This window comes from Muricoccus radiodurans (assembly GCF_050154705.1).
Lineage (GTDB): Bacteria > Pseudomonadota > Alphaproteobacteria > Acetobacterales > Acetobacteraceae > Roseomonas > Roseomonas radiodurans.
This window is the reverse complement of the sequence record NZ_CP189561.1, coordinates 1,812,608-1,824,883: the sequence shown is the minus strand read 5'-3', so window position 1 is coordinate 1,824,883 and position 12,276 is coordinate 1,812,608. Positions and strand designations below refer to the sequence as shown.

Below are 12,276 nucleotides of genomic sequence, written 5' to 3'. Positions count from 1 at the left end.
CTCCCCCGGTGCCATCCGGAACGGATGACGACCCCACCCCCCATCGCCCAGACCGGCCTCGAAGGAAAGCGCGCCCTCGTGACCGGGCATCGCGGCGGGATCGGCGGGGCGATCGTGGCGGTGCTGGAGGCCTCCGGCGCGCGGGTGGAGGGGCTGGACAGGCCGGAGCACGACCTCTCCGACATCCCTGCCATCGCCGGCTGGGTGGAGGCGGCGGCGGCGCGGCTGGGCGGGCTGGACCTCGTGGTGAACAACGCCGGCGACACGGTGATCGGCACGATCGGGGACACGCCGCTCGACGTCGCGGAGCGGATCATGCGGGTGAACTGGCTCGCCCCCTTCGCGGTGCTGCAGGCGGCCTTGCCGCACCTGCTGAAGGGCGGCGGGGCGGTGGTGAACATCGCCTCCGACCAGGCGTTGATCGGCAAGCCGGCCTCGGCGGCCTACGGCGCCTCAAAGGCCGCGCTGGCGCAGATGACGCGCTCTGCGGCGCTGGACTACGCGCGGGCCGGGGTGCGCTTCAACGCGATCGCCCCGGGCAGCACGGACACGCCGATGCTGCGGGCGGTGCTGGCGGACCTCGCAGCCCGGGCGGGGAAGCCGGCGTCGGAGGCCGACTACACCGCCGCCGTGCCACAGGGCCGTTTCGCCTATCCGCGGGAGATCGCGGCGGTGGTCGCCTTTCTCCTCTCCGATCATGCGAGCTTCGTCACGGGGATCGTGATGCCGGTGGATGGCGGGACCACCGCGGCATGACGGCGTCCGATGGCCGGAGGCCGGCGGCCGAGGGACGTTCGTCCCGCCGGCCGTTGGCGGTGGTGACGGGCGGCACGCGGGGGATCGGCCTCGCCTGCTCCGCACGGCTGGTGCGGGACGGCTACGATGTGATCGCCGCCGCGCGCGGGCCGGCCGCCGGGCCCCTGCCGGACGGCGTGCGCCACGCGGCCTGCGACGTGGCCGACCCGGAGGCGGTGCGGCATCTCTTCGCCGGGCTGGAGGGGCTGCGCGCCGTGGTGCTGGCGGCCGGCATTGCCGGTGGCGACCCCGATCCGCCGGACGAGGGCTTCTGGCGCCGGATGATGGCGGTGAACCTCGACGGCGCCTGGCGCTGCGCCGAGGCCGCGGCACCGCTGCTGCCGGACGGGGAAGGACGGATCCTGTTCCTCGCCTCTGTCCTGGGGCTTCGGGCCGTGCCGGACCAGGTAGCCTATTCCGCCGCCAAGCACGGGGTGATCGGGCTGATGCGCGCCCTCGCCCTGCGGCTGGCGCCGCGGGGGATCACGGTGAATGCCCTCTGCCCGGGCTGGGTCGACACGGCAATGGCGCGCGCCCGCTGGGCGGAACTCCACATGTCCGCGGCGGACGCCGCCGCCGGCACGCCGACCCGCCGCATCACGACGGCGGAGGAGGTGGCTGACATGGCCGGGCACCTCCTCTCTCCCGCTGCGAGGAACGTGACGGGGCAGGCGATCGCCCTCGACGGGGGCGCCGCGATCTGACGTCGGGACGCGTCCGGCGTCGTCCGATCAGCCGCCTGCCGCCTGAGAGGTGAAGACCGCGAGCTGGGCGGCGAAGGCCCGCTGGAAGGCCGGCCGCGCCTGCCCGCGCGCGACATAGGCGGTGAGGTTCGGGTAGCGATCCAGGAGACCCGACGTGCCCAGCCGCCGCAGCACCGTCACCATAAGAAGGTCGCCGGCGCTGAACGCGCTGTCCAGCCAGTCGGCGTCGCCCAGCCGGCGCGAGAGGTCGCCCAGCCGCGCATCGACGCGTTCGTCGAGCAGCGGCAGCCGCGCCTCGAACCAGCTTCTGTCCCGCTCCACGAGCACGGCGACCTCGCGGGCCAGGATCGGCGGCTCCATCGTGCTCTGCGCGGCGAACATCCAGGCGATCGCGCGCGCCCGGGCCGCCGCATACCGGGGCAGCAGGCCGGCACGGCCCTGCGCGATGTGCATCACGATCGCGCCCGTCTCGAAGAGGACGAGGTCCCCTTCTTCATAGGTCGGGATCTGCCCGAAGGGCTGGAGCGCCCGGTGGGCGGATTCCTTCATCTCCTCGAAGGACACGAGGCGGACGTCGTATGGCTGGCCCACCTCCTCCAGCGCCCAGCGGACGGGCATGTCCCGGGCCATGCCCCGGCCGCGATCGGGCGACCGCGCGAAGGCTGTGATGGTGGGGATCACTCCGGACGCTCCTGGCCGCTGCCCGGCTCCATGATGCGGCATCCCGGCCGAGCCTCTCGCATCCCGGAGCCCCGGCCGCGATCACGTCTCCTTGCAGCGGCGGCCGGCGCCGTCCCGCTGCAGCCGCCGCTGTTCTAATCCCCCTCAGGACAGCAGGAGCCCGAACGATTCCCGAGACGCCCCGGCGCGCTCGCGCCTTCTTCGGTCTGCTCTTCGCCACGGTCCTCGTGCCGCTCGCGATCCTCGGCCTCGGCGCCTGGGAGCGTCAGCGCGCCGCCGCCGACCTGCAGATGACGGAGGCGCTGTACACCCAGGCCGCCAAGATGGTGGCGGCCCTGGAGGTCCGCCCCCCCGCGCCGGGCGGGCGCATCGACATGGGCGCGCGGTTTCAGCGAAACGGGCACAACTATGTCGGGCCTGTCGCCCTGTCCCAGGCGCGGGAGGCATTGGACGACGCGGAGACCGCCCTGACCGTGTCCCGCATCCGCGGCTACCTGCCGCCGGCGGCGATCCTCGGCGGCGGTGCCGCGGCCGTCCTCTCGGCGGCCGTGCTGCTGGGGGCGGCGATCCTCGGCCGGGCCGGGCGCGCCTCGCGGGAGGCGCTGGTGCGTGGCTTCTCCCTCGTGCGGCGCGTGCTGCCGGGGGTGCTCGGCGCGCAGGTGGTTCTCGTCGCGGTCGGCGTCGTCGCGGTGACGGGCTTCGAGGCGGCGGCGATCCTGGAGGCGGGCGATCTCTCCACGGGCGGCGCGAAGGTGCTCGGGCTCGCCGTCGCGGTGATCGCCGGCAGCCTATGGCTGGCCGGCAAGGCCGTCTTCCAGCTTCGGAAGGCACTCGCCCTCTTCGCGCCGGATCCGCTGGTCATCCTCGGACGCCCGGTGACGCCGGAGGAGGCGCCGGGCCTCTGGCGCCTGCTGGACGACCTGGCCGGGCGGCTCGGCGCGCTGCGGCCGGACAACGTGGTGGTCGGCCTGACCGGCGGGTTCTTCGTCTCCTCCGGGGAGAAGGTGCTGGAGCCGGGCGGCACGGCGCTGGGGGGCCGCACCCTCTACCTCCCGCTCCCCTATCTGCCCCTTCTGCGGGAGGACGAGGTGGCCGCGATCATCGGCCACGAGCTCGCGCATTTCTCGGGCGGCGACACCGAGTACAGCCTGCGCTTCGTGCCGATCTACGCGGGCGTCGGCCGCTCCCTGGACGCCGTGGTCCTTGCCGGGACGGGCCGCGACGGCTCCGTCTCGCTGCTCATGCGCCCGGCGCTGCGCCTGGGCGTGTTCGTCGTGGACCGCTTCCACCTCGCCGTGCGGCACTGGAGCCGGGTGCGCGAGTTCGCGGCGGACGCCGCCGGGGCCGGCGTCACCTCGTCAGACGCGGCCGCCCGGGCGCTGCTGCGGACCGGCGCGGTCCATCCCCGCATCGAGGAGGTGCTGGACGCGGCGGCGAAGGCGCCCGACGCAGCCCCGCCCGACCTCGTCGCCGAGACCGTCCGACACGCCGCCGCGCAGGGCCCGGACGACCCGGCCGTCCATCTGGAGGAGCAGCAGCCCCACCCCACGGACACGCACCCGCCCACGCGCCAGCGCCTCGAGGCGCTGGGACGGCCGCCCGGGCCGGCGCTGCTGGCCGAGGCCGGGGCGCCTCCTCCGCGGGAGGCCCTGTCGCGCCTCGCCGGCCTCTTCGCGTCGCCGGAGGCGCTGGGCCGCGCCGCGACAGGGGATTTCCTGAGCGTGGTCCGCCGCAACGCCCGGGCCCACCGGGAAAGCCTGGAGGCCGCCGCCGCGGAGGTGACCGAGGAGACGGTGCTGCGCGAGAACACGCGGGCCGGCGCGATCTTCCTCTTCGTCTTCGGGGGCCTGCTCATTGCCGGGGTGATCACCGTGCTGGCGATGGACGTGCCCGGGACCGGCCCGCTGGAGCGGCAGGTCATCGGCGGCCTGGCGGGGGCGCTCGCACTCCTCTTCCTGGCCTGTGGGGCCTTCGCGCTGCGCCGGCACGACCGGCCCTTCCTGGTGCTGCGGCCGGATTCGTTCGCGATCCCCGGCCTGGACCAGCCGATCCCGTGGGAGCGGGTGCTGGACCTCGACATGGCGCTCGACCGCGGCCGCATGACCACGCGCTTCTTCCTGCCGCCCGCCGGTCCGTTCCCCGCACGACTGCCCGGTGCGGGGCGCCGGGTGAAGCTCGATGCCACCCGTCGGATCGTGACGCTGCGGTCCGGGCTGCCCCGCAAGATGACGGGGGAGGGCTTCGCTTCTCTCATCGGCCGCTACCGCCGGGCGTCCATCGCCCGCCGGATGTTGGACAGCGGGGGCACCGAGCCTCTGGGAACGTCCGCCGCGAGCGTCTGGAGCGCCAGGGGCGGGTGATTCCTGGCCGGGTCTCCGGTGGCGCGTGACGGACGCGACCGTCCCCGACATCCCCGGCCGGACAAGGGCCCCTAGCTTCTGCGCCGAGACGGCGAGGGGGAGGCAGATGAGTCTGTGGTCACGGCTGTTCGGCGGTGCGGCAACGCATCCTGACCCGGCTTCGCTGGCCGGCCCTCCGAGGGATCTACCCGCCCTCGTCCGGGTGCCCCGAGAGCGGCGGGACGACCGATGGATCGGCGCCTTCCTCGCGGCCATTCCCGACGCTCCGATTTTCGCGCCGCAGCCCATGACGCGTCGCGGGCCGGATGGCTTCCCCTACCGCAACCTGGACCTGACGCCGGGGCGCGGCGGCGTGCCGACCACCTTGCGGGAAAGTCTTGGCGCCATCCTCGATGCGGGGGAGGGGGCCACGATCTTCGGGGCCGATTCGGGCGCGCCGGAATGGGTCTTCACCTTCGGGGACCTCCTCGCCTTCGATCTCTACGGGAACTTCGACGGCGCGCCGGAGGATGAGCCGACCGCGGAGACGAACCGCCAGGTGACGCTCCGTGCAGGGACCCAGATGATGATCGGGTCGCCGGCCGAGTCGTATTTCCCTGAGCGCGCGCGGCGGGCGCTCGGCGCCTATCTGCACCGTCGCGTGGCGGCGGGTTCCGCCTGGGGACCGGCGGTCGCGCTGGTGGTGCATCCGGAGCTGCGCCCCCAGCGGAACCTGATGATCAACATCGGGCTGGAGGAGCTGCGCGGCGATCAGGCGGCGCTCGACACGGAGATGCGCTTCATCCGCTGGTTCCTGCCCCGCCGTCACGGCCTGCTGTCGCGCGGTCCGGGGATGGAGGACAGCGCCTTCCAGCCGCTCTGAGACCGGCGAAGACACGAGGGGAGCACCCGCCGTCCGGCCCCCGCGATCTGAGCGCGGGTCCAGGGGGCGCGTCCGTCCCCTGGTGGATGGGGTCCGGGGAAGACGACGCCTTCCCCGGAGGCATCTGCGCGAAGGTGGCCTGATCTATTGCAGGTTGCCCCAGCGCGGGACCGCGGGCTCGGCCACGGCCCATTGCCAGGCGCCGCCGTTCGCGCAGGCCGTCGTGGTGAACCAGGACCGCTCCGCCGGCGGGTCCCCGATGTCGCCGATCGAGAAGACCGCCTCCCGGCAGGTGGCCAGGGCGGAGGGGATGACGCGAAGGACCCGCACCTCGCCCTCCCCGTTTCCGATGGGCAGGTCGTGGCGCACGCGCCAGGGGCGGGTCGTGCCGGGTGGGGTCGTGCCGATGGCGGCGGCGATCGCGTCCTGCTCGGTTCGGTGCCAGCGGCGGGATACGTAGCGCAGCCCCTCGCTCGCCCCGGCGCGGACGCCGAGGCTGACGGCATAGCCCACGGCCGGGTTGCCGAAGGCGGTGCCGGTCGCGATGCCCGCCACGGCGCCCGCCGCGTCCGCGACCGTGTCGCAGCCCGCCAGCGCGAGGACCGAGGCCGCGGCCAGGAGGGGACCCGCCCGCCTCATTGCAGGTTGCCCCAGCGGTCCACCGCCGGCTCGGCCGTGGCCCAGCGCCAGCGGGCGCCGTCCCGGCAGATGACGGCGGTGTAGAAGCCGCGGGTCGGGCGCTCGGCGTCGCGCTGCTCCACGGAGAACACGATCTCCTTGCAGAACAGGGGGCCGGCGGAGATGACGCGGCTGACGGTCACTTGCCCCCGCTCCTCCGGCTCGAGCGGCAGGGCGTGGTCGGTGGACCAGCGGGCGATGGCGCCGACGCGCAGCGGCCCGGCGGCCCCGGCCAGCCGGTCCTGCGCGGCGCCGCGCACCCGGCGCTGCGCATATTGGAGCCCTGTGCGGGTGGCCGCCCGCACGCCGAGGCCGATGCCGGCCGCCGCCGCTCCGCTGGCCCCCAGCGCATCCGACACCGCGGCGCCGCCGATCCCGGCGATGTCGGCGGCTGCCTCCCCCTGGAAGGCCGAACAGCCGGGCAGCGCCGCCGCGAGCAGGATGGCCGAGAGTGGCGCGAGGCGCCGGAAACGTCCGGTGGGTGGCAGCGTTTGGCCCTCCTGGTTCCCCGCCCCAGCGGCCGGGGTCAGGGTGGGAACGCCGGTCCGTTGCGAGGGTTGAGCGGCGGCGGCCGGCCGGTCAGCCCCGCAGCCGGTCCCAGACCGGTAGCCCGAGCAGGGCCGCGAAGGCGATCAGGATGAGGCAGGCGGCGCGGAACCGGGCCTCCGAGGCCAGCCCGAACATCCGGGCACCGAGCCAGACGCCGCCGGCATAGGCCGGCAGGACCAGGGCCGCGACCGCCACCGCCGTCCCGCCGAGCAGGCCGCTTGCGAGATAGATGACCGCGCTGACGAGGCCGGAGAGGGCGAAGAACAGCACGATGTTCGCCCGCACCCGTTCCGCCGGGATGGCGCCGCCGAGCCAGGCGGCCACCACCGGCGGTCCCCCCATCTGTGCCGCGCCGGAGCAAAAGCCGGAGAGCACGCCCACCCCCGCCGCGGCCGGTGCCGGCAGCTGCCCCGCGTGCCGCCAGCCCGAGGCCAGCAAGGCCAGCATCGCCACCACAAGCCCCGAGAGTCCCCATCGCAGCGCGGTCGGGTCGAGGTGGAGCAGGATCGCCGCCCCCAGCGGGGTTCCGACCAGCGTCCCGGCCGCCATCGCCCCGACCTCCCGCCGGTTCGCCCGGCGCCAGGCCCCGGGCAGGAGCGGCAGGGTGGACAGGTTGTCCGCGAGAAGCAGAACCGCCGCCGCCAGCCTCGGCCCGAGCAGGGCCGCCCCCAGCGGCATGAAGATCAGCGCCGCCCCGAAGCCGGAGAAGCCGCGCGCCAGCCCGGCGACGAGGGCGGCTCCGAGCGTGGCGAGGAGCAGGGGCGGGGCGGGAAAGTCGGGCAGGGGAGGGAGCTCCGGTCCCCTCCAGCCTAGCCGCCGGGCCCGGTCGCGCCAGGGCGGCCGCCGGATGACAGCTCTGTCACAACCGGCATCCCTCGCAGACGGCCCGCGTTGTGCCGGAACCCTGAACGAGAGAGGACAGCGCCAATGGCCGATGCATCGCAGATCAAGGAGCACATGGAAGTCGTCGGGTCGTGCGGCCACCACGTCGGAACGGTGGACCATGTCGAGGGCAACCGCATCAAGCTGACGAAGAACGACGGCGGCGACGGGCAGCACCACTACCTGCCGATCTCCCTCGTCGCCTCGGTCGAGGATGGAAAGGTGAAGACGTCGATGAACCACCTCGACACGATCAAGCAGTTCCAGAACGCCTGATCCCGGCTGGGGGCGCTGCCGGGCTCACCGGCGGAACCCCCGTCCGACCCTGGGCGGCCAGCGGCCGTCCCAGGGGCTTTCCTTGCCCCTGAACCACTTCGCCGCGGGGGTTGAGGCGGCGCCTCAAAACGGTCCCGCACGATTCCGGGTGCTCACGAATTCTTTCTCGCGGTTGCGGCGTCCCGCCGGACCGGGCTAGACCCGGTTCCGATGGATGGCACCGCGACCTCTCCGGTGCCCGTGACGGCGGGCTCCACGCCCGCCGAAGGGGGCCAGGGACCGCTTTTTGCCTACCGCGCCCGCGTGGCGTCGGGGGCCTTGCGCGCGGACCCGGCCCAGGCCCTGGCGGCCGAGAAGCTGCAGGACCTCTGGCGCCGGCTGCGCGGCTACAACCCGAAGCCCGAGGCGCCCGAAGAGGGCGGCGGCGGGCTCCTCTCCCGCTTCTTCCGCCGCAAGCCCGTGGAAGAGGCCGGAGAGGCCGCGCCGAACGGGCTCTACCTCGTCGGCGAGGTCGGGCGCGGCAAGTCCATGCTGATGGACCTCTTCTTCGAGGCGGCGGACGTGCCGCGGAAGAGGCGCATCCACTTCCACGCCTTCATGCAGTCGGCGCACCAGCGCATCCACAAGTGGAAGCAGGCCCATCCCGACGACGCGGACCCGATCCCGCCCCTCGCGGATTCCATCGCCGCCGAGGCGGCGCTGCTCTGCTTCGACGAGTTCCAGGTCCATGACATCGCCGACGCGATGATCCTCGGCCGGCTGTTCGAGGCGCTCTTCGCCCGCGGCGTCGTGGTGGTCGCGACGTCGAACACGGCGCCGGCGGACCTGTTCAAGGGCAAGCCGGGGCGCGACGCCTTCCTGCCCTTCATCGCTCTCATCCAGAAGCGGCTCGACCTGCTGCACCTGCAGGCGAACCAGGATTACCGGCGCGACCGCATCCGCGGCCTGCCCACCTGGCACACGCCGGTGGACGGGCGGGCCGAGCGGGCGCTCGATTCGGCCTTCCGCGAGCTGACCGGGGTGGCGCACGGCGATCCGTGCTCGCTCAGCGTGCTCGGCCGGAAGGTGGAGATGCCGCAGGCCCATCGAGGGGTGGTCCGCGCGGATTTCGAGGCGCTGTGCGGCGCCTTCCTGGGGGCGGCCGACTACCTGGCCATCGCCACCCATTTTCACACGCTCGTCCTCGACGGCGTGCCCAGGCTGGGGCCGGAGAACTTCGACCGGGCCCGCCGCTTCGTGACGCTCGTGGACGCGCTCTACGAGCACCGGGTGAAGCTGGTCGCCTCCGCCGAGGCGGAGCCGGACCAGCTCTACGAGAAGGGGGAGGGGGCCGTGGTGTTCCAGCGCACCGCGTCCCGCCTGACGGAAATGCAGAGCCAGGAATACCTGGCCCTGCCGCATCTGACGTAGTGCATCTGGCGTGATTCATCAGTCGTGATTCAGGGGATTTAGGGGGAGTTTCACATGTTGCGTTCCCTGGCGATCGCGCTCGGCGCGGTCATGGCGCTGTCTGCGGCCCAACCGGCCGATGCGGCGCGCAACCGATCCGGCCGGGAGGAGGTCCGCCGGGGGGCGGCCCACGCCCCGTCGGCACGGTCCGTTCGGGTCGAGCGGCCCTCCACCCGCCGCGCGGAGCGGGTTTCCGCCCGGCGCGACGATCGGCGTCCCGCGGCGGCGCCCACCCGCGGCGCGTTCCGGCTGGAGCCGCTCCGCCTCGCCCGCGGGGAGTGGATCCGCGAGCCGTCTTCCCGCGGCCGGGCCGCGGCGCCGTCGCGGCAGGCGATGGGGAATTACCGCTACGCCGACCTGCGGCGCGGCACCCGGGGCCGTGAGGTCGTGTGGGCCGACCGCCGCCTGGCCGAGCAGGGCCGGGGCCATCTGCGGATGGTCGGCATGTTCTCCCGCCCGGCCATGGCGGGCACGCTGCCGGCGGACATGCGCCGCCGCGCCGGCCCGAAGCCGGCGCGCTTCGCCCGCACCGAGCAGGCCTATGCCTATGAGCGCCCGGCGGTGTCCGAGTCCTTCGAGGCGCCGGCGCCCCGCCGCGGCGTCTGGCACGCCGGCCTTCCCGCCGCCGACGGCGAGCAGACGGACTGCCCGGCCGGGACGATGGCCGTTCTCGCCCGCGGTCATTCCAGCACCTTCCGCTGCATGCCGCTCTGACCTGAACACCCCGGGGATGGCCGGATGGCCGTCCCCGCCTTGCCGGACCGGGCGCGCGGGGGTATCCCCTGCGCGCCTTTTTCGCACCTGCACAGACAGACCGTCCCCGAAGGACCCCCTCGCATGGCTCGCAAGAAGATCGCCCTCGTCGGCGCCGGCAACATCGGCGGCACGCTGGCCCACCTGATCGGCCTGAAGGAGCTCGGGGACGTCGTGATGTTCGACGTCTTCCCGGGCGTCGCGGCCGGCAAGGCGCTGGACATCATGCAGTCCGGCCCGGTGGACGGCTTCGACTCCAACATGTCCGGCACGGGTGACTACAGCGCCATCGCGGGCGCCGACGTGGTGATCGTCACCGCCGGCTTCCCGCGCATGCCCGGCATGAGCCGCGACGACCTGCTCACGAAGAACGCCGGCGTGATGGGCCAGGTGGCCGAGGGTATCAAGCAGTACGCCCCGGACGCCTTCGTCATCTGCATCACCAACCCGCTGGACGTGATGGTCTGGGCGCTGCAGCAGAAGTCCGGCCTGCCCGCGAACAAGGTGGTGGGCATGGCGGGCGTGCTGGACAGCGCGCGCTTCCGCCTCTTCCTCGCGCAGGAGTTCGGCGTGTCCGTGGAGGACGTGACGGCCTTCGTGCTCGGCGGCCACGGCGACACGATGGTGCCGCTGACCCGCTACTCCACCGTCGCCGGCATCCCGGTGCCCGACCTGATCAAGATGGGCTGGACGACGCAGGAGAAGATCGACGCGATCGTAAACCGCACCGCCAATGGCGGCGGCGAGATCGTGAAGCTGCTGGAGAAGGGCTCGGCCTTCTACGCCCCGGCGGCCTCCGCCATCGCGATGGCGGAGAGCTACCTGCTCGACAAGAAGCGCGTCCTGCCCTGCGCGGTGATGCTGAACGGCGAGTACGGGCTGAACGACTTCTATGTCGGCGTGCCCGTGGTGATCGGCGCCGGCGGCGTGGAGAAGATCGTCGAGGTGCAGTTCACGCCGGAGGAGAAGGCCGCCTTCGACAAGTCCTGCGATGCGGTGAAGAAGCTCATCGAGGACTTCAAGAAGCTCGGCGTCTGAGGCACGGGGCCGGGGGAGACCCCGGCCCTTTCCGTATGCAGGGGAACGGATCCCGATGAACATCCACGAATATCAGGGCAAGGAGCTGCTGCGCCGCTACGGCGTCGCGGTGCTCGACGGCTATGTCGCGAAGACCCCCGAGGAGGCCGAGGCCGCGGCGAAGAAGCTGCCCGGCCCCGTGGTGGTGGTGAAGAGCCAGATCCACGCCGGCGGCCGCGGCGCCGGGCGCTTCACGGACGATCCGAACGGCAAGGGCGGCGTGCGCGTCGTGAAGCCGGAGGCCGCGAAGGACGCCGCCGCCGCGATGATCGGCCACACCCTGGTGACCAAGCAGACCGGGCCCGAGGGCAAGGTGGTCAATCAGGTCTATGTGGAGGCCGGCTGCGACATCAAGCGCGAGCTGTACCTCTCCATCCTGGTGGACCGCGAGACCTCCCGCATCACCGTCATGGCCTCCACCGAGGGCGGGATGGAGATCGAGGAGGTCGCCGAGCACCAGCCCGAGAAGATCCTGAAGGTCGCGATCGATCCGGCCGCCGGCATCTCCGGCTGGCACGCCCGCAAGCTCGCCTTCGGCCTGGGCCTGGAGGGCAAGCAGGTCGGCGTCTTCACGAAGTTCGTGACGGCGATGTACCAGGCCTTCACCGAGCTCGACATGGCGATCGTCGAGATCAACCCGCTGGTCGTGACCGGCGCGGGCGAGGTCGTGGCGCTAGACGCCAAGGTGTCCTTCGACGACAACGCGCTGTTCCGCCACAAGGACCTCGAGGCCCTTCGCGACGACAGCGAGATGGACCCGAAGGAGCTCGACGCGGTCAAGAACGACCTCAACTACGTCGCGCTGGACGGCGAGATCGGCTGCATGGTGAACGGCGCCGGGCTGGCGATGGCCACCATGGACATCATCAAGCTCTACGGCTCCTCCCCCGCGAACTTCCTCGACGTCGGCGGCACGGCGAACGCCGCGCGCGTGACGGAGGCGTTCCGGATCATCACCTCGGACCGGAACGTGAAGGCGATCCTGGTGAACATCTTCGGCGGCATCGCGAAGTGCGACATGATCGCCGAGGGCATCGTCGCCGCCTCCAAGAACCTGTCCCTGTCCGTCCCGCTGGTCGTGCGGCTGGAGGGGACGAACGTGGAGCTGGGCAAGAAGATCCTGGCAGAATCCGGCCTGGCGATCATCCCGGCCGACAACCTTGCCGACGCGGCCCAGAAGGTCGTGGACGCCGTGAAGAAGGCGGCCTGA

13 protein-coding genes are annotated in these 12,276 nt (G+C 73.0%); 9 read left to right on the top strand and 4 right to left on the bottom strand.

Annotated features, from left to right (window positions below):
- The first annotated feature begins 24 nt into the window (after positions 1 to 24).
- Positions 25 to 756 carry an SDR family NAD(P)-dependent oxidoreductase gene (locus ACP6CK_RS09070; RefSeq protein WP_426958560.1) on the top strand — a complete coding sequence of 244 codons (732 nt, stop codon included), beginning with the start codon at positions 25 to 27 and terminating at the stop codon, positions 754 to 756.
- The gene (locus tag ACP6CK_RS09065) at positions 753 to 1,499 is read left to right on the top strand and encodes an SDR family NAD(P)-dependent oxidoreductase (protein ID WP_426958559.1); all 747 of its coding nucleotides are present in this window, start codon (positions 753 to 755) and stop codon (positions 1,497 to 1,499) included. The genes ACP6CK_RS09070 and ACP6CK_RS09065 overlap by 4 nt, the downstream gene beginning before the upstream one ends.
- A gap of 27 nt (positions 1,500 to 1,526) precedes the next feature.
- On the opposite strand, the gene ACP6CK_RS09060 is transcribed toward ACP6CK_RS09065, so the two are convergent.
- Positions 1,527 to 2,180 carry a glutathione S-transferase family protein gene (locus ACP6CK_RS09060; RefSeq protein WP_426958558.1) on the bottom strand — a complete coding sequence of 218 codons (654 nt, stop codon included), beginning with the start codon at positions 2,178 to 2,180 and terminating at the stop codon, positions 1,527 to 1,529.
- A 227-nt stretch (positions 2,181 to 2,407) separates the two neighbouring features.
- Between ACP6CK_RS09060 and ACP6CK_RS09055 the strand changes: the two genes are divergently transcribed.
- Both ACP6CK_RS09055 and ACP6CK_RS09050 read left to right on the top strand, forming a co-directional pair.
- A complete protein-coding gene (locus ACP6CK_RS09055) occupies positions 2,408 to 4,540 on the top strand; it encodes a M48 family metalloprotease (protein ID WP_426958557.1) in 2,133 nt (710 codons plus the stop codon).
- Between the two features lie 286 nt (positions 4,541 to 4,826).
- On the top strand, positions 4,827 to 5,402 hold the full coding sequence (locus ACP6CK_RS09050) for a hypothetical protein (RefSeq protein ID WP_426958556.1): 576 nt from the start codon (positions 4,827 to 4,829) through the stop codon (positions 5,400 to 5,402).
- Between the two features lie 144 nt (positions 5,403 to 5,546).
- Here the strand turns inward: ACP6CK_RS09050 and ACP6CK_RS09045 are convergent, their stop codons facing one another.
- From ACP6CK_RS09045 to ACP6CK_RS09035, 3 genes are all read right to left on the bottom strand, one after another.
- Positions 5,547 to 6,041: a hypothetical protein gene (locus ACP6CK_RS09045; protein WP_426958555.1), complete on the bottom strand. Its 495-nt coding sequence runs from the start codon at positions 6,039 to 6,041 to the stop codon at positions 5,547 to 5,549.
- Positions 6,038 to 6,439, bottom strand: a complete 402-nt coding sequence (locus tag ACP6CK_RS09040; protein WP_426958554.1) for a hypothetical protein — start codon at positions 6,437 to 6,439, stop codon at positions 6,038 to 6,040. The genes ACP6CK_RS09045 and ACP6CK_RS09040 overlap by 4 nt, the downstream gene beginning before the upstream one ends.
- Before the next feature lie 220 nt (positions 6,440 to 6,659).
- Positions 6,660 to 7,388, bottom strand: coding sequence for a sulfite exporter TauE/SafE family protein (locus ACP6CK_RS09035; RefSeq protein WP_426959896.1), 729 nt, complete (start codon positions 7,386 to 7,388; stop codon positions 6,660 to 6,662).
- A gap of 168 nt (positions 7,389 to 7,556) precedes the next feature.
- Between ACP6CK_RS09035 and ACP6CK_RS09030 the strand changes: the two genes are divergently transcribed.
- The 5 genes from ACP6CK_RS09030 to sucC all read left to right on the top strand — a co-directional run bounded on the left by ACP6CK_RS09030 (position 7,557) and on the right by sucC (position 12,276).
- Positions 7,557 to 7,787, top strand: coding sequence for a DUF2171 domain-containing protein (locus ACP6CK_RS09030; protein ID WP_426958553.1), 231 nt, complete (start codon positions 7,557 to 7,559; stop codon positions 7,785 to 7,787).
- 210 nt (positions 7,788 to 7,997) lie between these two features.
- Positions 7,998 to 9,197: a cell division protein ZapE gene (zapE, locus tag ACP6CK_RS09025; RefSeq protein WP_426958552.1), complete on the top strand. Its 1,200-nt coding sequence runs from the start codon at positions 7,998 to 8,000 to the stop codon at positions 9,195 to 9,197.
- Between the two features lie 54 nt (positions 9,198 to 9,251).
- Positions 9,252 to 9,950 (top strand): hypothetical protein, encoded by a 699-nt coding sequence (locus ACP6CK_RS09020; RefSeq protein WP_426958551.1) that lies wholly within the window; start codon positions 9,252 to 9,254, stop codon positions 9,948 to 9,950.
- 123 nt (positions 9,951 to 10,073) lie between these two features.
- A complete protein-coding gene (mdh, locus tag ACP6CK_RS09015) occupies positions 10,074 to 11,027 on the top strand; it encodes a malate dehydrogenase (protein ID WP_426958550.1) in 954 nt (317 codons plus the stop codon).
- 55 nt (positions 11,028 to 11,082) lie between these two features.
- Positions 11,083 to 12,276 (top strand): ADP-forming succinate--CoA ligase subunit beta, encoded by a 1,194-nt coding sequence (gene sucC / locus ACP6CK_RS09010; protein ID WP_426958549.1) that lies wholly within the window; start codon positions 11,083 to 11,085, stop codon positions 12,274 to 12,276.